Origin of the sequence: Paraglaciecola sp. 20A4 (genome assembly GCF_011378905.1) — a bacterium.
In the GTDB taxonomy this organism is placed as follows: Bacteria; Pseudomonadota; Gammaproteobacteria; order Enterobacterales; family Alteromonadaceae; genus Paraglaciecola.
Genome location: NZ_WTPY01000012.1, coordinates 56212 through 80190, shown reverse-complemented (window position 1 = coordinate 80190; position 23979 = coordinate 56212). Strand labels below are relative to the sequence as shown.

Sequence of the window (23979 nt, the reverse complement as noted above, 5' to 3'; positions counted from 1 at the left end):
GAGTAACAGCATGATCCAAAAAATAGTGTTTTTAGGGGCGCCGTCCACCGGAAAATCAACCTTAAGCGAAGCCCTCGCTCATCGCTTGAATACGTTATCAGTTGCCGAATATGGTCGAGAATATTGGATTGAACATCAAGTAGATCGTCGCCTCAGTCCAGAGCAGTTACTACATATCGCTCAAATCCAAAATCAATGGGAAGACGAAGCGGAGCAAAAAGCTCAGCGCTACTTATTCTGTGATACCAATGCCTTTACAACATGGCATTTCGCTTGTCATTATCACACCACCCCCTTACCCGAACTAACAAAATTAGCACACGCTAGCTGGCAACGTTATGACCTTGTCGTGCTTTGCGATAATGATATTCCTTATGACGATACTTGGGAGCGCTCTGGCGATGCTAATCGCAGTGAGTTTCAACACTTTCTTGAGCAGTACTTGGTCACCCATGGCATCCACTTCATAAAGGTAAGTGGCACAGTTGAATCCCGAGTAACTGAAGTAATGCGCGCACTCAAATATCTTAAGCCAAGCCCAAGAAAAATGACTTCAGCGGTCTGTTAAAATATTGTAAACGGTTGAATTTCTTCACTTATTTGGTGCTTATTGCACTAATTTAAACATTTTATCCGTAGCCCCAACACTGACTGTTTGGGTTAAAGAAAGCTAACCCATTGAAATAACTATATTTTAATAGTTGGCCTATGTGTTGCATATAGTCAATTGTGTTAGGTGTCCAGATCACCTAACGCGGGAACAAAAATAATAACTATAATAAAAATAGCAGTATCGAGCGATTTAAAGCTCTTCAAACGAAAGCGTCTTATTCTTGTCCGGGTAAGGCGCTTTTTTGATCCCACGTTTCAATAATAAAAATATCAAATATGCGCCAGCCTGTATTAGTGACTATGCCCAAAATGAGTGACCAAACGTTTATTAATATGTCCTCCCTCTACCCCTTCTTCTCGCAGGCGCTTATTTTCCCAAATCCGTTCATGGATCATATAAGCCACTGTATTTACTGCCGGCTCGACCAAGGCTATTAAGCCCCCCACGATAAAGCTGCCCGTTAAGAGGTAAGCCACACTGAACGCCACGGTAAAATGGGTGATAGCAAACGTAATAGTTTTCATAAATGTTCCGACACAAAATAAGTTAATGGATAAAGAATATTCCTTGCTTGTTAATCGAGCCAATGAAACTAATCAATCGGGTTAATCTACAAATAAGATTGATTCTCATTTAATCTTAAATTAACATCGTAACTATCTAAATATATCGCCACCAGTTAAGTTTTTTAACGGCCATTTGTTTACATCCCATCATTAGGTGATAGCATTCGCGTTTTAATGAATCTTGTTACTAATAAGGGTTTCCCTATGTCTCGTGTTCTGATTATTGGCGCTGGCGGCGTGGCTGCTGTGACCATCAAAAAATGTGCTCGTTTACCTGAGCTGTTTGACGAAATTTATCTTGCTAGCCGCACCGTTTCTAAATGCGAGGCCTTGCAACAAGAAGTCGGCGTCGACCGCGTTAAAGGTGTATTTGCCGTAGATGCAGATCATGCAAGCGAAGTGGTTAAAGTTATTAACCAAGTCAAACCTGATCTAGTTATAAACTTGGCTTTACCCTATCAAGATTTAGCCATCATGGACGCCTGTTTAGAAACAGGTGTGCACTATATGGACACGGCTAATTACGAGCCAAAAGATGTGGCTAAATTTGAGTACTCGTGGCAATGGGCCTATCAAGAAAAATTCGAAAGAGCCGGTCTTATGGCGTTACTAGGTAGCGGATTTGATCCCGGTGTAACCAATGTTTACACGGCTTATGCAGCCAAGCATTATTTCGATGAAATTCATTATTTGGATATTGTTGATTGTAACGGCGGTGACCATGGCCAAGCCTTCGCGACTAACTTCAATCCAGAAATCAATATTCGTGAAATAACACAACGTGGACGTTTCTTTGAAGATGGCGAATGGAAAGAAACCGATCCATTAAGCGTTCGTGAAGATTTAGACTATCAAAATATTGGTGTAAGAGCGTCTTACTTGATGTTCCATGAAGAACTCGAGTCAATCGTTAAGCACTTCCCTACATTGAAGCGTGCGCGCTTCTGGATGACGTTCGGCGATGCATACTTAACGCACCTTAAAGTACTTGAAGGGATTGGCATGACAAGTATCGAGCCAATCGATTTCCAAGGTCAGCAAATTATACCTTTAGAGTTCTTAAAAGCTGTACTGCCTAATCCAGGTTCATTAGCTGATGGCTACACGGGTATGACCTGCATTGGTACTTACATCACAGGCTTAAAAGACGGTAAAGAAAAAACCATTTTTATCTACAATAACTGTGAACACGCTGCATGTTTTGCCGAAGTTGGTGCCCAAGCCGTTTCTTATACCACAGGCGTACCTGCAATGATCGGCGCATCATTGATGTTAAGCGGTAAGTGGAAAAAACCAGGTGTATGGAACATGGAGCAGTTTGACCCGGACCCATTTATGGATATGCTAAATCAACATGGCTTGCCTTGGCATGTTATCGAATGCGACGCAAGTCCATTTAGCAAGTAGGCAAATCATAGGGGCCAATTATTTGGCCCTTTATTTATCCAGCGGAGTACCCCCGTGACAGATCCAATGTTAAACCCTGCAATTCCCTCTCCCTGCTACGTCTGTGAAGAAGCCAAGCTAGAAGCAAACTTGCAGCTTATGCAACGAGTGCAGCAAGAAAGTGGTGTCGAAATTATTTTAGCCTTAAAAGCTTTTTCCATGTGGTCCACATTCGACTTAGTTAAAAAATATTTACAAGGCTCTACAGCCAGCGCCGTATGGGAAGCTCGCTTAGGTAAAGAAGAAATTGGTAAGCAGGTACATGCGTTTTCACCTGCCTATAAGCCGGAAGATATCGATCAATTAGTGAAACTAGTAGACCATATTTCCTTTAATAGTCTCGGCCAATGGCAGCGCTATAAACAACAAATCTTACGCTCCAATGTTTCGCCTGGGATACGCTTAAACGCAGAACATCGTGAAGCAGACACTGAGTTGTACGATCCCAGCGCTCCGGGATCACGGTTTGGCATATTGGCAAAAGATTTAGTGGGGGCTGATCTAAGTGATATAGAAGGTTTTCATATTCATAATTTATGTGAATGTGACTCTTATGCCACTGAACGCACTATATTGGCTGTCGAAGAAAAATTCGGTCAATACTTTTCGCAAATCAAATGGATAAACTTTGGTGGTGGTCATTTGATGACAAAAGAAGGCTACGATATAGAACACCTTATCGCTACGCTAAAAGCCTTCAAAGCCCGTTATCCGCATTTAACTGTCATACTTGAACCGGGTTCTGCCGTCGCTTGGCAGACCGGCACGTTAGTGTGTGAAGTGATCGATATTGTTGAAAATCGAGATAAAATAGCGATTGTTGATATGTCGGCGACAGCTCATATGCCAGACGTACTTGAAATGCCCTATCGGCCAGAAGTGCGAGGAGCAGGCAAAGCAGGCGAACTCGCCCATACCTATCGTTTTGGAGGCAACTCTTGTTTAACCGGCGACGCCATTGACTTGTATAGCTTCGACCATGAACTACAAATTGGTGAACGGATCATTTTCGAAGATATGATCCATTACACCATGGTTAAAACCACTTTTTTCAATGGAGTAGAACATCCTTCAATCGGCATTTTACGTAAAAATGGACAATTTGAATTGATACGGAAGTTCGAATACGAAGACTTTAAAAACAAATTATCCTAGTGCTACCACAAATAAAAAAGGCGTGACTGCCATCTGCAGTTACGCCTTTTTTGCACAACAATATGTCTATACCCCAAGTACGCAGCAAGACGTTTAATGACTGGCTTTATCACCCCATATTTCTTCTAAGCGCTGATCACGTCCGCAGTTCCATCGATATAACTTGTAACGAACTGGGCTTTTTTTATAAAAGTCTTGATGAGCAATTTCATTACCTTTAATAGGATAAAAACGCGTCGACGCTAAAATGGGGGTCACAACAGTTTGCTTAGGGAATTGAGCTTGCACTGCTTCTTTTGTTTGCTCAGCAATTACCCGCTCTTGTTCGTTAGCGACAAAAATAGCGCTTAAATAACTCTGGCCTTTGTCACAAAATTGTCCCCGATCATCGAAGGGATCAACATTAACCCAATAATGATCCAGAATTTGTTGGTAGGTCACTACGTTAGGATCATAGGTTATTTTCACTGCTTCATAATGTCCGCGATGATCACCGTTATAAGTCGGATTTCGCGTCTTACCACCCGTAAAACCAGATACCACATCACTCACACCGTCTAATTTCTCAAAATCAGATTCCATGCACCAAAAACAACCACCAGCTAAAATGGTTTCATCGGCTGACACATGGGAAGAGAAAAACAACACACTGAGTAACAGTGCTGATAAAACAGTTTTCATAAATATCCTTTCAAGCTACAACAATACGCTCACAAAAATGTGACGTTCGATGATAGAAGAACCGATAAACGCTATTCTGCTTTCATCAATGTGCGCCGCCGACATCTTCATTTTCTGCCTTGCGGATAAAAAACATTAAGGGCAACGCACAAGCATACATAGCACCTATCCATAGAAATAGATCATTAAAAGCCAATACTTGTGCCTGCTGCATGACTCTGTCAGCAATTTGCTTAATTGCAGCTGCTGCCGGATCGCTGGCTACGCCGGCGACGGCTAGTTGAGCTTTAGTCAGTTCTTCAATTACCACCGCTCGATTTGTATCAATTGCGGGTATCAGTTGCGCCCAGTGATAATCCACGCGAATATCACGAATGGTATCCATAAGGGCTAAACCTACTGCGCCACCTAAATTGCGCAGCACATTAAATAAGCCTGCGGCATTACTGATTTCGCTGTTGGGTAATGTCCCCATAGCGATACGTGAAGCAGTAAGCAAGCACATCAGTAAACCTACCCCGCGCACCATTTGCGGCCACATAAATTGTTGAAAGTCAGCTTGATCAGTAAGGTTTGCGTTCATCATCGAACCCGCCCCTACCATCACTAAACCCACTGCCAACATATAGCGAGCATCAACCTTGTCAGACAAGCGACCGATAATTGGTGCGCTAAAGAACATCGATGCGCCTGTAACAAACATCAGTTGACCTATTTGTAGACTGTTGAAGCCGCGTACCGTGCCCAAAAATAATGGCATAAGATAGACCATACCATACAACGCAATGCCGATAAGAAAACCTAACGAAGCACCTAAAGCGAAATTACGGTCAGAAAAGACCTTTAGATCAACGATAGGTAAGGCCACCCGAAACGCCCGCCAGAAAAAACCGAGAGCACCTAACGCACATACTGTACTGAGTAATAAAATAAGTGTGCTGTCGAACCACTCATCTCCTGGCCCTTCTTCAAGAATGTATTCCAAAGGACCTAGAAACAGCGCTAGATAGAGCAAACCAATAAAATCGATTTTTTTAAATAACGAGAAATCTGGTTTATCAATACGCAAATAAAACCACGCGCCAGCACTCGCTAAAATACCAGGCACTACATTCATCAAAAACAACCAATGCCAGCTAGCATGTTGGGTAATATAACCGCCTAGGGTTGGCCCTATTGAAGGCGCTGTGGTTGCAATCATACCGATTACGGCTTGTACTGCCCCCATCACTCGAAGCGGAAATAACTTAAAACTGATAGCGTAGGCAATGGGGATCATTGCCCCACCTACAAAACCTTGAATGGCACGTAGCACAATAAGTTGGTCGATAGTTTGGGCTAAAGCACAACCGACACTTGCAATAGTAAATGCGATACAGGAGATAACGAATGTTAGGTGCGTTGACAACCAACGAGTCAGCATCCCTGAAAGTGGGATCATAATGATTTCAGCAATAAGATAGGCTGTTTGCACCCAAGAAATTTCATCTTGAGTTGCCGAAACGCCCGCTTGGATTTCGTTGAGTGAACTGGCCACAATTTGAATATCAAGAATGGCCATAAACATGCCAAGCATAACCGCTACAAAACCGATTTTTTGCCTAAATGACGGCATTTCAGTTGCTTTTTCATCACTCATTTCAGGCGTCCTGCTCTTTTACACCAAATAACCATTAAATAGCTCTTCACAATGCCATAAGCTCAATATTTAGCTTGTGGATAATTGCTCACCAAATTGCCTTTAGGGCTTAATGGATATCCCGTTGTGATGTTAAGCCCTGTTCATTTGCTAAATAGGCGCTTTGTTGATTAAACCCTTGAGTGTCAACGTGCGGTATCACAGATAAGCCAGGTCGTAATATATGCATATGTTCAATAGGGCCAATAACATCAATACGTACAGGGACTCGTTGAACTATTTTATTAAAGTTGCCAGTGGCGTTATCTTTGGGTAATAAGCTAAATTCAGAGCCTGTCGCGGGGGAAATTGACGCCACCACACCAGTGAACTCCACGTCGTCTTGGGCGTCAACGGTGAGCTTAACGGGCTGGCCGATGGTCATGTGGCCAATCTGCGTTTCTTTAAAATTTGCGACAACATAAACTTCAGGTAAAGGCACCAAATACAGAAGGGTCATAGTCGGCTGTACCAAACCACCGCTACGCGCCCCTAGATTACCTACAATGCCATCGCTAGGGGCAAGGATCTCTGTTTTAGCCAACTGACTTTGCGCGTAAGCAATTTGCGATTCGGCAGCGGTAATATTGGCTTCAGCGCTTTGCTGTTGTGCGTCGAGTACGGCAAACATTTGCTGCGCTGCCGCATGGGCAGCTTGGGCTTGGGCTAGTTTCGCTTTGGCTACTGCAACATCAGCTTCAGTGTTTTGTAATTGTTGTTTGGAATCGAACGACTGTTTATCTAAAATTTGGAAACGTTCTAAATTGAGCTGCCCACGTTTCACTTCCGCTTTTGCTGCATCAATATTCGCTTTAGCTTCATCGATTTTTTTGTGTTGCAGATTAATTTGTTGCTGGGCGTTCACCAATGCAGCTAGCGCAACACCTCGTTCAGCATTAGCTTGTGCTAATTTGGCTTGATAATCACTCGCATTAATACGTACTAAAAGCTGACCTTTTCGTACGTGTTGATTTTCTTGAACCGCTAAGGTTTCGATACGTCCCGAGATTTCTGCTCGAATCGAAATACTATCTGATTTTATATAAGCATTATCCGTTTCCTCAATGAAACGCCCATGCTCATACCATTCAATGCCCTTGTTGATCCCAAAACCTACTAGTGCCAACAAGATAATTAGAAAAAACACTTTTTTTAACGACATTTTCTTGCCTAAATTTGAATGCTTAGCTCTGTATGTGTAATGTATATTACACTACACTTAGAAACGTTCAATCATAACAAAGCTAAAAAAGTGAATATTTGCTATTGTGCCTCCGTCCCATTAAAGCAGTTTAATTATGCCTTCAAATACAAATACAACGTCAAGCGCCACGCCCCAATACGCCCCGAGAGAACGGGGACTTATTAGGCGCGATAAAATTATTCAAGCCGCTACAAAAGTTTTTGCGGGCTCGGGATACGAAGCAGCGAGCTTGCAAGAAATTGTTGCATTAGCGGGAGGGTCACTTGCCACACTTTATCGGCTGTTTGGCAATAAAGAAGGTTTGTTTTACGCGGTTATAGAGCGTAAAAGCGACCAATTATTGAGTGAAATAGATTACCGCGACTTACAAAGTAAATCTCCCCGTGTCGCTCTAATAGAGATAGGAATGCGTTTTTTTAGTATGGTCATTTCACCAGAAGTGGGGGCGATTCACCGCTTAATAATAGGTGAGGCGGTGCGCACCCCTCGTCTTCGGGAAATATTCCTCACCCTTGCTACAGAACGAGCCATACGCAATTTAGCTGAATATTTGCAAACCCAAGTTGATAAGCAACAGCTCGATATTAAAAGCTGCTTTATTGCCGCTAGTCACTTTATGGGGGCACTCAAAGGCAATTATCATATTCGCTGCATGCTAGGCGAAGTCGTTAATCTCAATCTTGCAGAGCAGGAGGAGTTCGTTACCGCTGCAGTCGATATGTTCCTCAATGGTTATGCTCGTCCTTAAACAGGATTAAGCCACGCATTGTCAATTCGATACAAATGAGCTGCTTATTATCCAGTAATTATTGCAACTCCTTATGTAAGTATCTCTTAAACTTTCCCTACATATCGAAAAATTGCTCAGCCAATTAACTAGCCATCACCTGCTGCAAAGGACCTAAGCGTTTTTCTTTAAAACGGCAAAGCATTTGCATCTTATCTTAAACATTTATGTTGTTGAGTTGTGACTTTACAACCTTAGTTTAGGAAAATCATATGAGTATTGTTAAATCAGGTAGCGCCACTTATAAACCTTTAGGCAAAACAGGCAAAGGCAGTATTTCCACTGAAACAGGTGCGTTAATGAATCAACCATATGGCTTCAATACCCGTTTTGAAAATGGTAAAGGCACTAACCCGGAGGAGCTAATAGCTGCTGCCCATGCGAGTTGCTTTACAATGGCGCTTTCATTTGCGCTAGCTGATGCTGGTTATGAGAACGGTGAACTAAATACTACGGCCAAAATTAGTTTAGATAAGTCCGATGATGGTTTCAAAATTAGTCAATCAGCGTTAAATTTGACGGCCAAAGTAGACGATATAGCGGATGACGAATTTTCCCAAATAGCCCAGAAGGCTAAAGAGAACTGCCCCGTATCGAAGTTATTGGATGCACATATTACCTTGGACTACACCCTAATAAAAAGCTAAAGAGTCATAGTAACGATCAGGCATTTAAGCGTGAATGCCTGATCGATTATTTACTAAGCTTACTTAGTTATTAATGATAATGATTGTAAGTCTTGGGTTAAGCTTGTCTTAGGCCGTTCCACTACGCGCCCCAATTCTTTATCACCCTTTAGTAAAACAAAGGTAGGTGTGTACTTAAGTGCATATTTTTTAGCAAGTCCCTGTGGATCATTTTTCTTAGTGTCAACGGCAACCAAGGTTAACTTAGGAACATCTAAGCCACTAAGATCAAACGTTTTCAAGAGTCTAGGTACCTCACGTTGGCTGTCATGGCACCAAGTACCAAACAAGACTACAAGGCTATCGTCTTGCAATGAAGCCACAGCAGCAAGTTCTTTTTCGCTCGGTTGATAGGACTGATACTCATCTTGAAAAGCGGGATATTGCGCTAGTAATTGCTCTGCACTTACTTCCCCTAAAAAATCAGGTTGACGAGCGATAGAATGACTACATGCTGACAAAACTAAACTTGCAAACCCCAACAAAACAAACATTTTTATTTTATTCAATACCTTAGCCTCCCATTAAAAGTGTAGGGCTATTCAATAATGTACGGCTAAAAAATGCAAGTGTAGAGATCTAAAAATAATCATCTTAGGGTAATTTATAGACTCGGTAATTTCTTATGCTTTGGCAATTTATCAAAGACAAATAAAATCAGTTACTTGGCCTTTTTTTTTAGGCTAGACTTAAGGCGTGCTGACAGAAGATTTAATAACCAAAGGATACGGAAATGACAACATCAAGCGATAATGCGTTTACCAAATCGGTAGCTGCATTAGTGGCTAGAATAAACGATGTCACTCAGACAAAGGAATCCTTGTTTGAACAAGCGGAAGTTTATTTTCAAGGAGCGCAAAGTCAGCAACGCGTTATTCTGCAGCTAACAAAAGTGGTAGAAGAGAAATATAAAGACATTGAAGCTGCCAAAAATGTAATACAGAGAAATCATTTACGCGAGCTTTATAATGACGCAAAAAAGGATTTAAAGGTAGAAACAGCTATACAGGATCGCCTACGTTACGTTCGTTTGAAATGCTTAAATGAAGTCTGTATTGATATAGTAAAGTTATGCGAAGGTAAGAACTGGCAAGAAACCCAGTTGAAGAGCGCAAAAGTACTCACCACCTTATTGCTTATCTGCCCTACGCAGGGGAAAAATGTTGCGCAATCCCATCAACGCTGCAAACCCTTGTATAAAGCAGTGCTTAGCTTACGTTTACTCGACGAAATGCTGGCTAGTCAGTATGTAGAAAACGAATATATTGTCAGTCGGTATAACCTGTCATCACGTTTTTCCAAGCCCCCCGCTTCATTTGGAGCGCTTAATTTATTTCAAAAAGATGTAGCCGTACCTTTGATTAGTGCAGCACTGATGCAAGATATTGGTATGCAACACCCTGAAATACAACGCCTGCTTAAAGGGGCCGATGGGGCATTAGATCCTTATCGAGTACTGGAAAAAGAAGTACGTGTTCCGCTTTTAATTATGAATCATGAACAGACGATTGAATATGTTTCTCAAGGATTAGGTACAGGGCACTTTGAGGAAGAAAATGATGATTCTGACGATTACACGCTGCGCAAAGATCGTTTTGATAAAAGTGAAAGTAACCGTGCACGTTTACTTCGTAGCATGTTAGATGGCGCTATTAAGCCCAAAGAGGCTCTTGGCAGTACGATTAAGGCGGCCCAAATTTATACCTCTATCGTTTTGTCAACTAAGCCTAATTTCAATTTCGAAGATTTACCCAAAGCAACGAGAGTAGTCATTCATTCAGCACAAATAGGTGCCTTGACGTTAAATAGCGCTGAAAGTTTGCAAAAAATAGTGGGCTATTTTCCCCCAGGGTTTGGAGTCGTATTCTGCGCGGCCAATGACGATGACAATAAGCCTAATGAATTTTCCTATGGACTGGTCAATACGCTAAATCCAATCCAAGTAAATGAACCTAATTGCCTTGTGGTAAGTTCTTTAGGTGAAATTTATCCTAAAGGTGAACAGTGCACCATTCGATCACAACAAAATTTGTACTTTGAACAAGTCTACAATCAATTTTCGACTTTAACGCCAGCGATACTCGATGCTGTAGCTCAAAAAATCGCTACTGAACTCGATCAGCCTAAAAATAGAGTAGCGATTCCCCGTGGTTGGTCCCCGTATAGCTACTTTTACTTTAAAAAGCAGCAAAATTTATGGGTGAAATCTAAGGATTAGCGCAGTGCTCGCCTTTGTTATAGTTAAAATAATTATTTTATAGCGCACTGATCTATTCTTCGCGCTTGTTTATTGTATATCCATCCCCATCTCCGCAACTGATTTTTCGCTGCTCAAAGTTAATTCAGCAATTAGTTAATAAGTGAGATTTTTTTATTAGTTAATCGGTCTGTGCTTTATTGGCGTATAAGACCGAACTAGATAATTAAACGTTGCTGAACTTAGCGAACTCATGAATGCATATATACCTTCGATTAAAAGGATAATGCGCTCATATCAGCCATACTGCACTTAAACCATACTAAATAAGCGTGTGTTGCTCACGCTAAACGAGGATCTAATTTAATGCGCTTACTCAAGCCCTATTTACTGACAATGGTACTGTTAACACTTGTGACCGCTTGCTCCAAGCAACCAGAGCAAAAGGCATCAGCACCACAATCGTTGCCAGTCGAAGTCGCAGCCCCGATTTCAAGTGTTATTACCCAGTGGGATGAATACACAGGTCGTTTTGACGCCACACAACAAGTGGACATTCGTGCCCGTGTAAGTGGTTACTTAGATAAAGTGAATTTCAAAGATGGCCAGACCGTTAAAAAAGGCGATGTATTGTTTGTTATCGATCAACGTCCCTTTAAAATCGCCCTACAAAGCGCAGAATCTCGTTTTGCATTAGCGAAAAAGGAATTGGCTCGCGGTAACGATTTGCGAAAGAAGAACTCTCTTTCTCAAGAAGAAGTCGATCGTCGCCAAAACGAATACGATATGGCGCAAGCTAATGTAGACAATGCGAAACTTGATTTAGAATTTACCGAAGTGAAGTCACCTATTGATGGCGTGGTATCACGCGACTTAATCAACGAAGGCAATTTGATCAACGGCACAGCAACCAGTGCCACCTTATTGACCAATGTGGTATCTATTGACCCTATTCATTTCTATTTCGACGCCGGCGAACGTGACTTACTGCGTTATATTCGATTGAGTCAGTCTAACAAGCGTGAAAGTTCTCGAAATGCGTCGAATCCTGTAAAAATTCGTCTGCAGGACGAAAAAGACTATAGCCATATTGGCGTCATGGATTTCGTTGATAACCAAATTGATCAAAACACCGGCACCATAGTTGGTCGCGCCATTTTAGATAATCCAGGCGGATTTATTGTGCCTGGATTATTTGGTCGTATTCGTTTGTTATCAGAACAAAACGTTGAGAAAATTCTAATCCCAGACGCCATCATAGGTACAGATCAATCACGTAAATTTGTTTTCGTGGTGAATGACGAAGGTAAAGTCGATCGTAAGTTCGTTACCTTAGGAAAACTTCACACCAAGGACCTACGCGTAATTGAATCTGGCTTAAGTAAAGACGATCGCATGATTTTGAATAACTTGATGCGAGCCCGCCCTGGTACGCCAGTAGAAGCTAAAGAAGTTGACCTTTCTAGCCAATATACGCTGTAAGGGGAGACAAAAATGAATATATCGCATTTCTTTATCGACCGACCGAAGTTCGCTTCGGTACTGGCTATTATTGTTCTTATCATCGGCAGCTTGGCTTATTTTAGTTTACCTATTGAGCAGTATCCGCAAATTGCGCCGCCTACTATTCAAGTGGCAGCATCTTATCCTGGTGCAAGCGCAGAAGTCGCCGCTAAAACCGTCGCCACCCCGTTAGAGCAGCAGATTAACGGTGTAGAAAACATGCTGTATATGTCATCTCAATCGACTGCCGATGGCCGCGTAACAATTACCGTTACCTTTAAGCTCGGCACTGACTTGGACAATGCTCAAGTACAGGTCCAAAACCGCGTAGCGATTGCTGAACCAAGACTACCGGAAACAGTTCGCCGTCTCGGCATAACGACCAAGAAGAATTCCCCGGACTTAATGCTAGTCGTAAATATGTACTCACCAAACGGTACCTATGACCAGACTTACATTGCCAACTACGCGTCACTGCAAATTCGTGATCAACTATCTCGTATTGACGGTGTAGGGGATATCTTATTGTTCGGCGCCAGCCAGTATTCCATGCGTGTTTGGCTTGACCCTGACGTTATTGCGTCGTTAGATCTAACTGCAGCTGAAGTTATAACTGCATTACGTGGGCAAAACATTCAGGTGGCCAGTGGGACCTTGAACCAAGCACCTGTGGACGCTGGCCAAACAGCGTTTGAGCTAAACGTGCAAACTCGCGGCCAATTGATTGAGCCGGAAGAGTTTGAGAATGTGATCATCAAAAACCAAGATGGAAAAATTGTAAGATTACGTGATGTTGGCCGTGTTGAACTAGGAGCAGAAAGTTACACAACCCGTGGATATTTAGGTGATAAAAAAGCGGTCGCTATGCCAGTATTCCAACGCCCTGGTTCAAATGCGATTGAAACAGCTGACGCCATAAAAGCAGCCATGGTAGAGGTTGGTAAAAACTTTCCCCCTGATTTAACCTATAAGATTGCCTACAACCCGACCAACTTTATCAGTGAATCTATTACGGCAGTCGAACACACTATTTACGAAGCTATCGCCCTAGTGGTGTTGGTTATTATGGTGTTTTTGCAAAACTGGCGGGCAGCGCTTATTCCCATTATCGCCATCCCTATTTCATTGATTGGCTCGTTCGCTATTTTAAGTGCTTTGGGTTTCTCGCTAAATAACTTGACCTTGTTTGGGTTGGTTTTAGCTATCGGTATTGTAGTTGATGACGCCATCGTTGTAGTAGAAAACATGGAACGCCTTATGGCTCAAGGTATGCGACCGCTCAAAGCCGCTCGTCAAACTATGACTGAAGTCGGCGGTGCAGTATTGGCAATCGGACTAGTACTGATTGCTGTATTCCTACCTACCGCCTTTGTGGATGGCATATCAGGCCAATTCTATAGTCAATTCGGTATCACCATCGCTGTTGCGACCATTATTTCAGTATCCGTTTCGTTGATATTAAGTCCTGCGATTGCCGCGGTATTATTTAAGCCCCACAAAGACGAGTCAGAAAAAAGCGGACTATTTCATCATCTTTCGGGGAAATTCAACCGAGGAATGGACAGAACGTCAGACAAATACGCTAGATTGGTCAATAGGCTTGTCCGTCGTGGCGGATTGATGTCGCTGATATATATCGTTTTGATGGGCTTTACGGTATACATGTTTAGCATTGTTCCCAAGGGCTTTATTCCAGCACAGGATCAGGGCTACTTGATTGTCGGAGTACAGTTACCCTCTGGCGCGTCATTGTCACGTACCGACGCCGTCGTTCAAGACGCAGTAGAGAAACTTCTTAGTATTGACGGGGTTGAAAACGCCGTTGCATTTGCCGGTTTCTCAGGTGCTACCTTTACAAATGCAACCAATGCCGCGGCAATATTTACCATTATGAAATCCTTCGACGAGCGTGCTGAGCTGGGTATTACTTTCAATGATGTATTGGGTCAAGCTCGAGCGAAGATGGGGGCTATAGGTGATGCTAATGTTGTCGTTATTCCACCCCCACCGGTTCGCGGAATTGGTAACGGTGGTGGTTTCAAAATGATGTTAGAAGACAGAAGCGGTCGCGGATTACCAGCGCTAGAGCAAGCGATGTGGCAGCTCGCAGGGGCTGCTAATCAAGAACCCGCAACTACGGCTGTGTTTAGCTTCTTCGAAACCAGTACACCGCAATTATACGCCGATATTGATAGAGAGCGTGTAGAGCGCCTAGGTGTATCAGTTTCTGATGTGTTCAGTGCTTTGGAGGTCTATTTAGGCAGCGCATTCGTTAATGACTTCAGTTACTTAGGAAGAACGTTTCGGGTAACGGCCCAAGCCGACGCGCCCTATCGCATGGAGCCTGATGACATCGGTCGTATACGCGTGCGTAATTCATCGGGTGAAATGGTGCCGTTAAGTTCAGTGGCGACTTTCGAGTATCGCTCAGGTCCTTCACGCGTACCCAGATACAACCTGTATCCCGCCGCCGATTTGATTGGCAGTACGGCACCGGGCTTTAGTTCCGGAGAGGCCATCGCCACCATGGAGCGCTTAGCAGCCGAAATATTGCCTGACGGTATCACTTATGAATGGACTGAGCTTGCATACCAAGAACAGCAATCAGGTAACACAGGGTTATTAGCATTCGGTTTCGCCGTTGTGTTTGTATTCTTATTGCTGGTAGCCTTGTATGAAAGCTGGACCCTGCCCTTATCGGTTATTCTGATTGTGCCAATGTGTTTGCTTAGTGCTATCACTGGTGTGCATCTAATGGGCTTAGATAACAATATTTTGACCCAAGTGGGTTTAATTGTACTGGTAGGTTTAGCCAGTAAAAACGCTATTCTTATTGTAGAGTTTGCTCGTCATCGTGAACACGAAGGGGCAGGTCTATATGAAGCGGCTAGCGACGCAGCCAAACTACGTTTGCGTCCTATTCTGATGACCTCGTTTGCCTTTATTCTTGGGGTGTTGCCTCTTGCTGCTGCGACAGGCGCTGGAGCGGAAATGCGCCAAGCATTGGGCGTAGCCGTATTCAGTGGCATGCTGGGAGTGACCTTCTTTGGTTTGATATTCACACCGGTGTTCTATGTACTGATGCGTAAACTCTCCATGTTGGTCAAAGGTCAAAAGCTCGATGACATGGGACGTGTACCCATCATCGAACGAGAATAAAGAACTAAGCAGCAAAAAGGCCCAAGACGGGCCTTTTTTTATGGGCTATTTTACCACCATACGGTTTGAATTGGTTCATGTTCAAGTTTGAATACTTGCCCAAATATGGGCGTACTTAGGGAAACGTCATATTGCTGTGCAGCCTTACTGACCCTAATTAGTGGCTCATACCAGGGGTGAAATGCTAAATCGAAAGTACCATTATGAATTGGCACCATCGTCTTGCCTGCTAAATCGATATGGGCTTGAACTGACTCTTCCGGTGTCATATGAATATCAGCCCAATCTTTGTCGTAAGCACCTGTTTCAATGAAAGTTAAATCAAACGGCCCATACTTATCGCCGATATTTTTAAAACCAGCAAAATATCCAGAATCACCGCTAAAATAAAAACTTCGCACCGGCGTTTTAACAACCCACGATCCCCACAGGGTTTTATTGCCATCACCAATACCGCGACCTGAAAAATGCTGGCTAGGCGTAAATGCGACCAAAGCGTGCTCGGTTTGTAGTTCTTGCCACCAATCAAACTGCTTTATTTTATCTGCACTTATCCCCCACTTTTGTAAATCCCCCTCTACCCCTAAAGGCACTAAGAACTCACACGTTTTATTATTTAATGCCTTAATCGCAGCCTGATCCAAATGGTCATAATGATTGTGCGATATCAATACTTTATCAATAGGTGGTAAATCATCAATGCTGATAGGTGTCGACTGAAAGCGCTTAGGTCCTATAAAGGAAAACGGAGAAGCGCGCACTGAAAAGACCGGATCGATCAACCAATAGTCGCCATGCATTTTAATCAATAAAGATGAATGCCCTAATTTAACAACGTGAACATTTTCATCACTTAATGCATCTAACTGCTGACGTGTGACCTGCAGCATGGGAACTTGCTCTGCCGGTACCGAATCTATTTTTTTCTCAGTGATGTAACGCTTAAAAATACCAAGGGTTTTGCGCAAACTTGGAGCCTCGCTTTGCGCACTGTTATGGAACTTGCCATTATGGTGATGGATACTACTTGCCACGCTTTCATTAGTGGCGGCGGTTAATTCGTTGTTCAAAAGATATGCTCCTAACATTCCACTCACACATGAGAGCAGTATTCCGAGACTGAATGTTTTCATTCATCACTCTAAAAAGTAAACCATTCGGTGTAACTTATCACAAAAGCAATAAAAGTAAACTATGAAGTTTACTTTTATTGCGGTAACATACCGCGAGTAATAAGGGATAAATATGAAGTTATCAGATAAGAAACGTCTAAATATTTTAGATGCTGCCGAGCAACTATTTTTTGAATGTGGGGTAGAACACGCCACGATGGATCAAATCGCGAAAGCAGCACAGGCCTCTAAACGCACGGTATATAACCACTTTTCAACTAAAGATGAGCTATTCCAAGCAATACTTACTCGTATGTTTGAACAGCTTGATGACACCCAAGAGATACAATTTAACGTCAGCTTACCTATTAAGAGCCAATTACGTAAAATTGCGCAGCAAGAAGTTGAGTTGCTGACCTCCGAACGCTTCCTGCGTATTGCCAAGATAACGTTTATGCAGATGTTGCAACAACCCTCTCTAGCAAAAAGCATCGCCAATAATGAATTTGGTTGTATGCGGTATTTGGGTGCATTTTTACAATATGCCAATGAGGCTAAAAAACTGCAAATAGATGACATCGATTTTGCCGCGAAACAATTTGTCTTCGCACTAAAGGGATTTATCTTTTATCCCATTCTTTATGGATTTGAAACACATTCATCTTTGAATATCACCGATATTATCGAAAAAAACATCACGGCTTTCTTGGCTCAATATCAAGCTAGCTGAAGCGCACGGCGCTCTCAGGAAGTGTAAGACGGAAAATCGAACCCTTACCCACCGCAGGTGCAGAATAAGTGAGGGTTCCCCCTAGTATATCAGCACTTTTTTTGACCATATATAACCCTAACCCAGTACCGAATGATGCCTCAGGATGAAAGCGCTCAAACATAGTAAACAATTTACCTCGGTAGATTTCATCCACACCAAGGCCGTTATCACGCACCTCGAGCACAAAGTCATCATCTGTCCTATACGTTGAAATTCTAACAAATGAGTTAGGCTTACTTGTATCCTGATATTTGATCGCGTTGGAAATAAAGTTATCAATAATTTGTATGAATTTTTGCGGTTTAGTGTTAATTGAACCAATGTAATCAAACCGAGTTTCAATATCCAAACGACTGAAATTCTGCATATAACTCAACGCTTCTAGCGCTTTGTAAACAACGACTGGCACATCTACAGGTAGGTTTTGTTCCTCTTGTAACTTAATTTTACTCACATCGAGTACGCCCTCTACAAGCTCACTCAGTTTAGTAATACCTGCTTGCGTAACTCGCAGCGTTTTCAAGGCATTAGGCAAATCACCGTCTTCGATATACTTGGCTGCCATTTCCATCACATACTCCATTGAGCTCAAAGGAGAACAAAGGTCATGTGTTAATCGATAGGAAAACGCTTCCATTTCTTCATTCGCCAACGACAGTTCATCCGATGCTTTCTTTTGAGCAGTAATATCTTGAATTTGTGAAATAAAATACAGCGGCTGTTGGTCGTCATCACGTACTAACGATACGGTAAGTTTTGCCCAAATAAGCTGACCATTCTTATGGAAATACCGCTTATCTAGATTATAAGTCTGAATTTCACCGGCAAGAAGCTGTTTTAATAGCGCTAAATCGTCCTGTAAATCGTCTGGATGCGTAATAGTTTGAAAATCGAGGTTAACTAACTCGCTGGCGGTATAACCCACAATATCGCATATGGCTTGATTGACCTTTAACCAATTGCCATCTGGGCCGATTAAGGCCATGCCTATTCCTGAATGCTCCATTGCTAAACGAAACATATTTTTGCGGTCCAAATTCACTTTAGAAATCGAAGAAGGGTTCCAACTTAATTTACTGATTACTTTTTTGACCATTAAAAACCTACAGTATGAGACTTAGATGTAGTGGTTTCTTTATGTAAAAGTATGCGTTTGCGGTGATATACGCTAGCGATTTACGCCTTTCGAGCACAAAAGTAGACTAAAGTCTAAGTTATAGGTGCCTAATCAGCACGTAAAAACACCCATAAATAGTGCGTAGGCAAAGAGTCTAACATGAATAGAGTAGGAGAAAAATTATCACCGCCAGATATTCAGGCGATGATATTGTAGATAGGTGGAGTTGGTCGATAAGCCGGGTTCTGTCGAGGGCAACCATTCATCTAGGCCAGCAATTACTCACTGGCTCAAGCAACACACCCGATCTCAACGTGGGCCACGCCATACGAGATCCTATTTGGTCTTGCTCCGGGTGGAGTTTACCTTGCCACACACTGTTACCAGTGGTGCGGTGCGCTCTTACCGCACCCTTTCACCCTTACCGGCGCTTACGCGCTTAGGCGGTTTCCTCTCTGCTGCACTTGTCGTCGGCTTGCGCCGCCCAGGCGTTACCTGGCACCCTGCCCTATGGAGCCCGGACTTTCCTCCCCCTATTAACACATAACACTAGGTGTTATATCCAACAAGCGGCGATTGCCTGACCAACTCCGGAGCGGGATTCTACGCAGGTTAAGCCCGACTTACAATCTGCTTTCACGTTAGACAGCCGACTAAAAGCCTGCGCGTATAAAAACGCCGCAGTTAATGCGGCGTTTTGGATTCAAAGCCCAGTAGTGTTAGATACTGACACGCTTGTAAGGACGGTATTCTGCTTTCCAGAAATTCCCATCGATTCTTTCGCTGAGCATCTCATCGCTCACTTCTAGTGCTAAGCCTTGTTTCTGGGCGACTTTGCCAACATCAAATGCAATTTTCTTACTTAATTGGGCGATACCAGTTAAAGGGGGCAAAAGCGCCGTGCCTAGGCCATTGGCCAAAGGTGAAGCATTCGCTAACGCAGCACTGGTTGCCATCAACATTTCATCGCTGATTAAACTCGCTTTTGCCGCTAAAACACCCAAGCCAATACCTGGGAAGATATAACTGTTGTTACACTGAGCAATAGGGTAAATTTTCCCCTTATATTCAACTGGATTAAAAGGACTACCTGTAGCAATAATAACGTCACCGTCAGTCCATTCAATTACATGCTCAGGACGCGCCTCAACCTGACGAGACGGATTGCTTAATGGGAATATTATTGGCAAATCGCAATGGCTTTTCATTTCTTTAACGACTTGCTCAGTGAATAAGCCTGCTTGACCTGACACCCCAATAAGAATACTTGGCTTAACTTGGCTTACCGTTTCGAGTAAAGACGGATATCGACCTAATTTTTGCCAATTCGCTTGGTTGATCAATGGTTGAGCGAGTCGCAACTGGAAATCACGCAAGCCTTCCATATCGTTAGTCACCAAACCAAAGCGGTCAATCATAAATACCTGACCACGAGCTTGTGCGTCAGAAATCCCTTCACTAATCATTTGTTTGATAATTTGTTCTGCAATACCACAGCCGGCTGAACCAGCGCCAACAAATACGACTCTTTGCTCACTAAGCTTGGTGTTCTTGCTTTTACAAGCGGCTAATATCGTGCCTACAGTGACCGCAGCGGTGCCTTGAATATCATCATTAAAACAGCATACCTTGTCCCGGTATCGCTCAAGTAAAGGCATTGCGTTGGGCTGTGCAAAGTCTTCGAACTGCAACATAACTTCAGGCCAACGCTTAAGCACCGCTTTGATAAACATATCAACGAACTCGTCATACTCAGCCTGTCCAATACGTTTATGGCGAGCCCCCATATACATAGGATCGTTGAGTAATTTTTCGTTATTGGTTCCTACATCAAGCATAACAGGCAAGGTGTATGCTGGGCTAATACCACCACATGCGGTATACAACGATAACTTACCGATAGGGATCCCCATACCGCCTATGCCTTGGTCACCCAAACCGAGAATGCGTTCGCCGTCAGTGACAACTATAACCTTCACTTTACGCTTGGTAGCATTACGAATGATGTCATCCATTTGATGACGCTCTGAATAGGAAATAAATAAACCACGAGAGCTACGATAAATATCTGAAAACTGTTCGCACGCATCACCTACCGTAGGGGTATAGATGATCGGCATCATTTCGTCGATATGCTGCTGAATGAGCCGATAATATAGCGTCTCGTTGTTATCTTGGATCGCACGTAAATATATATGCTTATTAATCGGTTCGTTAAAACTTGAATATTGCATGTAGGCACGTTCGACTTGCTCTTCAATACTCTCGTAACGCGGCGGTATTAAACCGGTGAGATTAAACGCTACACGTTCTTGGGCAGTAAAAGCACTACCTTTGTTGAGTAAGGGAGTTTCAAGCAAAGATGGGCCTGAGTGAGGAATATATAACGCACTTTTAGGCGTTGAGCTACTCATAAAAAGTGTCCTGTTTGTTGCGAAAATAGGGTTTTCGCAGAAAATTTACAACCGAGATATTAAAAATGCTGCGAAGTATAATCGACAACGTTATTAAGCATCGAATCACTTAGCAGCATTTTTATGGAAAGCGCTGCGTATCAAAAATACAGTTACGAACACCGCTTTCCCAATGGTCTCTATAATGCCTTAAAAAATATCTTCAAGTGGTTTGCTCTGTTTACTATTTTCATCCGCTGGGTCGACAAATTCACTGTCGCTAACATAACTAGTGGGCGCAGTCCCCGGCACAAAATATTCGAACAATGAAGTATGATCAGTACGCTGGGTTAATTTACCACTGGCACGATCAATTCGTGTCGTTACAAGGTTATTCGGCATGGGGCGTTTTTTTTCTGGCACACCGTCTAAGGCTTTTTGCATAAAGCGTATCCAAGCGGGTTCAGCTGCCTTAGCACCATCTTCTCCACCTATCATGGCATTACCAATGTAATTAAATCGCTTCGGATTCTTATTAACCAAATTTTGGTTTCGCGATGCCCGACCTAAACTACGCCCCATATCATCAAAACCTACCCAAACAGTAGCCACTAAATCATTGGTAAAACCACTGAACCAAGTATCTTTCGAATCATTGGTGGTACCAGTTTTCCCCGCAATATCACCCCGTTTCAACAAGTTACTGGCTCGCCAACCGGTACCTTGCCAATAAGTTTTCTTATTCCAGTTACCATTAGTTTTGAGCGCTGTGCGCATCATCTCGGCGACCAGAAACGCATTATCTTCATCAATGACTCTGGGCGCAGAACGCACCGGCTCGACGGTATTAGGAGCGGTATCACGTTTAGGTAATTGAGCAGAGCCCAACTCAGCCGCTAACATGGCTTCTATATCCATATGTTCGTTAGATAGCACATCATGGGGCTCTTGCGCAGCCTCACATGGATCACACGCCTGAGGGGGGTTCGACTTCCACAACACTTTGCCGTAATCATCTTCGATACGCGCCACAAAATGTGGCTGGATCAAAAAGCCACCATTAGCAATTACCGACATCCCTGTGGCGACTTCCAGCGGAGTATGTGAGCCAGAACCGAGGGAGACCGTCTCATCTCTCGGAATTTCAGTTATATCAAAACCAAAGCGTGCTAGATGTTTGGTGACGTTATCAATGCCTACAGCACGTACCAAGCGAACAGAAACAACATTTTTCGATTTTCCTAGCGCAACCCGCAAACGTATAGGTCCATCATATTCAGGAGGGGAGTTTTCAGGTCGCCACGCATTGCCCGTTCCCCTTTCCCACTGATTAATGGGCGCATCATTAATAATGCTTGCTAGGGTAAATCCATTGGCTAACGCAGATGAATAAATGAAAGGCTTAATATTCGAGCCGACTTGACGTTTTGCTTGAGTCGCTCGGTTAAACTGACTTTGATAAAAACTATAACCGCCCACAATCGCTTGAGCCGCTCCATTATGGGGATTCAATGCAATAAATGCGCTACTGGCATCTGGGTATTGAGTCAATTGCCAATGCTTATCATCTTCACGCTGACGAATTAAAATCAATGCTCCTTCAGATAGAATATCACTGGCCTTTTCAGGTTTATTTCCCTGACGCGTGTCGGTGATATATTTTCGGGCCCAGTCTAATCCATCCCAGTCGATTGCGGTAACCCGGCCTGTGCGAGTAAAAATAGTAATATCAGTTTCGTTCACTTTCGTCACGATGGCGGGCTGCATTGACTCGAATGTTTGGTATCCATCAAGGAAAGTAAGCATGCGTTCCTTATCCCAAGGCTCGGTAGAGATAGCCGCTGTTACCGCCGCGTCTTGGTCTTTTTCTACGGCTACAGGTAATCCGCTTGGGATCCACAACTGCTGCTCTGGCCCACGGTAACCATGACGTTCGTCGTAATCATGTAAATTACGTTGTAAAGCTTGTTGTGCGGCTAATTGGGTATATGACGGCACGGTCGAGTAAACTTGATAACCACCGGTTTCTGCTTCTTCTTTACCGTATAACTCGACCATCTCATTCCATATTAAGTCTGCCAAATAGGGGGCAGAAAACTCTATTTCGGCTCCGTGTTTAGTAGCCGTAATCGGTGCAGTAGACGCTTCATCGAATTGTGCTCGAGTAATGTATTTCTCATCAAGCATACGCAGTAATACCACTCGTCTACGCACTTTAGAGCGTTCAGGACGGCTGATAGGGTTGAGAATCGACGGTGCTTGGGGTAATCCTGCTATGGTCGCCATCTGCGCCAGCGTTAATTCATTAACTGTTTTACCATAATAAACTTGCGCAGCAGCACCAAAACCAAAGGCTCTGTGCCCCAACTCGACCTTATTCAGGTATAACTCTAAAATTTCTTGTTTGGTGAGTAACTGTTCCATGTGCCAAGCAATAAAAATCTCTTTTATTTTACGAATATAGGTTTTATCTCGAGTAAGAAAGAAACCTCGAGCCAATTGCATGGTTAAGGTACTGCCTCCTTGACCTTTCTCCCCAGTAAGCACTAAGTTTACCACCGCTCTTGCCATACCAATTGGATCCACTCCATGGTGTTGGTAAAAGCGGCTGTCTTCAGTGGCAAGCACTGCATGAATCAAATCTTCAGGCACGTCTTCAATGGTCAGTGGAATACGACGTTTAACCCCAAACTGTGAGATAAGCTTACCGTCTTGGGTATACACACGCATAGGCGTTTGAAGACGCACATCCTTAAGCATATCCACACTGGGCAAGTCTGGTTTCATATAAAAATATAGGGCAAAAGTCGTTATCACACCGACGACAAAAGCAAGGATAAGAATAAAAAATGCGGGCTTTAAAAACTTCACGAAAACAATATTACCAAGACAAGTTGCAATAAATGACTC

18 protein-coding genes and 1 other RNA gene are annotated in these 23979 nt (G+C 43.1%); 9 read left to right on the top strand and 10 right to left on the bottom strand.

The features are described 5' to 3' along the window. The first annotated feature begins 10 nt into the window (after window positions 1-10). The gene (locus tag GQS54_RS12885) at window positions 11-568 is read left to right on the top strand and encodes an ATP-binding protein (RefSeq protein WP_166424390.1); all 558 of its coding nucleotides are present in this window, start codon (window positions 11-13) and stop codon (window positions 566-568) included. Window positions 569-903: 335 nt separating this feature from the next. On the opposite strand, the gene GQS54_RS12880 is transcribed toward GQS54_RS12885, so the two are convergent. Continuing rightward, the gene (locus tag GQS54_RS12880; protein WP_166424389.1) at window positions 904-1137 is read right to left on the bottom strand and encodes a DUF2061 domain-containing protein; all 234 of its coding nucleotides are present in this window, start codon (window positions 1135-1137) and stop codon (window positions 904-906) included. A gap of 246 nt (window positions 1138-1383) precedes the next feature. Here GQS54_RS12880 and GQS54_RS12875 point away from each other — a divergent pair, with 246 nt between their 5' ends. After that, complete coding sequence (locus GQS54_RS12875) at window positions 1384-2586, top strand: saccharopine dehydrogenase family protein (RefSeq protein ID WP_166424388.1); 1203 nt, start codon at window positions 1384-1386, stop codon at window positions 2584-2586. Between the two features lie 54 nt (window positions 2587-2640). Next, window positions 2641-3780 (top strand): carboxynorspermidine decarboxylase, encoded by a 1140-nt coding sequence (gene nspC / locus GQS54_RS12870; protein ID WP_166424387.1) that lies wholly within the window; start codon window positions 2641-2643, stop codon window positions 3778-3780. A 93-nt stretch (window positions 3781-3873) separates the two neighbouring features. On the opposite strand, the gene msrA is transcribed toward nspC, so the two are convergent. The 3 genes from msrA to GQS54_RS12855 form a co-directional block, all read right to left on the bottom strand. Continuing rightward, window positions 3874-4461: a peptide-methionine (S)-S-oxide reductase MsrA gene (msrA, locus tag GQS54_RS12865; protein ID WP_166424386.1), complete on the bottom strand. Its 588-nt coding sequence runs from the start codon at window positions 4459-4461 to the stop codon at window positions 3874-3876. 85 nt (window positions 4462-4546) lie between these two features. Continuing rightward, a complete protein-coding gene (locus GQS54_RS12860; protein WP_166424385.1) occupies window positions 4547-6100 on the bottom strand; it encodes a DHA2 family efflux MFS transporter permease subunit in 1554 nt (517 codons plus the stop codon). A gap of 109 nt (window positions 6101-6209) precedes the next feature. After that, window positions 6210-7301, bottom strand: a complete 1092-nt coding sequence (locus GQS54_RS12855) for an HlyD family secretion protein (RefSeq protein WP_166424384.1) — start codon at window positions 7299-7301, stop codon at window positions 6210-6212. A gap of 136 nt (window positions 7302-7437) precedes the next feature. On the opposite strand from GQS54_RS12855, the gene GQS54_RS12850 reads away from it, so the two are divergent. Further along, window positions 7438-8091, top strand: coding sequence for a TetR/AcrR family transcriptional regulator (locus tag GQS54_RS12850; protein WP_166424383.1), 654 nt, complete (start codon window positions 7438-7440; stop codon window positions 8089-8091). A gap of 251 nt (window positions 8092-8342) precedes the next feature. Continuing rightward, window positions 8343-8777: an OsmC family protein gene (locus GQS54_RS12845; protein WP_166424382.1), complete on the top strand. Its 435-nt coding sequence runs from the start codon at window positions 8343-8345 to the stop codon at window positions 8775-8777. Between the two features lie 59 nt (window positions 8778-8836). Here the strand turns inward: GQS54_RS12845 and GQS54_RS12840 are convergent, their stop codons facing one another. Beyond that, the gene (locus GQS54_RS12840) at window positions 8837-9325 is read right to left on the bottom strand and encodes a thioredoxin family protein (RefSeq protein ID WP_240919932.1); all 489 of its coding nucleotides are present in this window, start codon (window positions 9323-9325) and stop codon (window positions 8837-8839) included. A 224-nt stretch (window positions 9326-9549) separates the two neighbouring features. Between GQS54_RS12840 and GQS54_RS12835 the strand changes: the two genes are divergently transcribed. The 3 genes from GQS54_RS12835 (at window position 9550) to GQS54_RS12825 (ending at window position 15675) form a co-directional block, all read left to right on the top strand. After that, on the top strand, window positions 9550-11034 hold the full coding sequence (locus GQS54_RS12835; protein WP_166424381.1) for a hypothetical protein: 1485 nt from the start codon (window positions 9550-9552) through the stop codon (window positions 11032-11034). 345 nt (window positions 11035-11379) lie between these two features. Then, window positions 11380-12495 (top strand): efflux RND transporter periplasmic adaptor subunit, encoded by a 1116-nt coding sequence (locus GQS54_RS12830; RefSeq protein WP_166424380.1) that lies wholly within the window; start codon window positions 11380-11382, stop codon window positions 12493-12495. A 12-nt stretch (window positions 12496-12507) separates the two neighbouring features. Continuing rightward, entirely contained in the window at window positions 12508-15675 is a 3168-nt protein-coding gene (locus tag GQS54_RS12825; protein ID WP_166424379.1) for a multidrug efflux RND transporter permease subunit, read from the top strand. A gap of 50 nt (window positions 15676-15725) precedes the next feature. Here GQS54_RS12825 and GQS54_RS12820 read toward each other — a convergent pair whose 3' ends face one another. After that, a complete protein-coding gene (locus tag GQS54_RS12820; RefSeq protein WP_240919935.1) occupies window positions 15726-16763 on the bottom strand; it encodes an MBL fold metallo-hydrolase in 1038 nt (345 codons plus the stop codon). A gap of 157 nt (window positions 16764-16920) precedes the next feature. On the opposite strand from GQS54_RS12820, the gene GQS54_RS12815 reads away from it, so the two are divergent. Further along, on the top strand, window positions 16921-17517 hold the full coding sequence (locus tag GQS54_RS12815; RefSeq protein ID WP_166424377.1) for a TetR/AcrR family transcriptional regulator: 597 nt from the start codon (window positions 16921-16923) through the stop codon (window positions 17515-17517). Here GQS54_RS12815 and GQS54_RS12810 read toward each other — a convergent pair. The 4 genes from GQS54_RS12810 to GQS54_RS12795 form a co-directional block, all read right to left on the bottom strand. Then, a complete protein-coding gene (locus tag GQS54_RS12810) occupies window positions 17510-18655 on the bottom strand; it encodes a HAMP domain-containing sensor histidine kinase (RefSeq protein WP_166424376.1) in 1146 nt (381 codons plus the stop codon). The genes GQS54_RS12815 and GQS54_RS12810 overlap by 8 nt on opposite strands. 239 nt (window positions 18656-18894) lie before the next feature. Continuing rightward, an RNA gene (gene rnpB / locus GQS54_RS12805) (RNase P RNA component class A) lies at window positions 18895-19268 on the bottom strand. A 127-nt stretch (window positions 19269-19395) separates the two neighbouring features. Next, the gene (locus tag GQS54_RS12800) at window positions 19396-21090 is read right to left on the bottom strand and encodes an NAD-dependent malic enzyme (RefSeq protein ID WP_166424375.1); all 1695 of its coding nucleotides are present in this window, start codon (window positions 21088-21090) and stop codon (window positions 19396-19398) included. A 189-nt stretch (window positions 21091-21279) separates the two neighbouring features. Further along, the gene (locus tag GQS54_RS12795; RefSeq protein WP_166424374.1) at window positions 21280-23940 is read right to left on the bottom strand and encodes a penicillin-binding protein 1A; all 2661 of its coding nucleotides are present in this window, start codon (window positions 23938-23940) and stop codon (window positions 21280-21282) included. Window positions 23941-23979: the final 39 nt, after the last annotated feature.

Bases quoted from the DNA above. Each gene is read 5' to 3' on its own strand.
- GQS54_RS12880 (WP_166424389.1), bottom strand. From the start codon at position 1,137: ATGAAAACTATTACGTTTGCTATCACCCATTTTACCGTGGCGTTCAGT.
- GQS54_RS12835 (WP_166424381.1), top strand. From the start codon at position 9,550: ATGACAACATCAAGCGATAATGCGTTTACCAAATCGGTAGCTGCATTA.
- GQS54_RS12830 (WP_166424380.1), top strand. From the start codon at position 11,380: ATGCGCTTACTCAAGCCCTATTTACTGACAATGGTACTGTTAACACTT.
- GQS54_RS12820 (WP_240919935.1), bottom strand. From the start codon at position 16,763: ATGTTAGGAGCATATCTTTTGAACAACGAATTAACCGCCGCCACTAAT.
- GQS54_RS12810 (WP_166424376.1), bottom strand. From the start codon at position 18,655: ATGGTCAAAAAAGTAATCAGTAAATTAAGTTGGAACCCTTCTTCGATT.
- GQS54_RS12850 (WP_166424383.1), top strand. From the start codon at position 7,438: ATGCCTTCAAATACAAATACAACGTCAAGCGCCACGCCCCAATACGCC.
- GQS54_RS12845 (WP_166424382.1), top strand. From the start codon at position 8,343: ATGAGTATTGTTAAATCAGGTAGCGCCACTTATAAACCTTTAGGCAAA.
- GQS54_RS12885 (WP_166424390.1), top strand. From the start codon at position 11: ATGATCCAAAAAATAGTGTTTTTAGGGGCGCCGTCCACCGGAAAATCA.
- GQS54_RS12875 (WP_166424388.1), top strand. From the start codon at position 1,384: ATGTCTCGTGTTCTGATTATTGGCGCTGGCGGCGTGGCTGCTGTGACC.
- GQS54_RS12815 (WP_166424377.1), top strand. From the start codon at position 16,921: ATGAAGTTATCAGATAAGAAACGTCTAAATATTTTAGATGCTGCCGAG.
- GQS54_RS12825 (WP_166424379.1), top strand. From the start codon at position 12,508: ATGAATATATCGCATTTCTTTATCGACCGACCGAAGTTCGCTTCGGTA.
- GQS54_RS12855 (WP_166424384.1), bottom strand. From the start codon at position 7,301: ATGTCGTTAAAAAAAGTGTTTTTTCTAATTATCTTGTTGGCACTAGTA.
- GQS54_RS12800 (WP_166424375.1), bottom strand. From the start codon at position 21,090: ATGAGTAGCTCAACGCCTAAAAGTGCGTTATATATTCCTCACTCAGGC.
- GQS54_RS12860 (WP_166424385.1), bottom strand. From the start codon at position 6,100: ATGAGTGATGAAAAAGCAACTGAAATGCCGTCATTTAGGCAAAAAATC.
- msrA (WP_166424386.1), bottom strand. From the start codon at position 4,461: ATGAAAACTGTTTTATCAGCACTGTTACTCAGTGTGTTGTTTTTCTCT.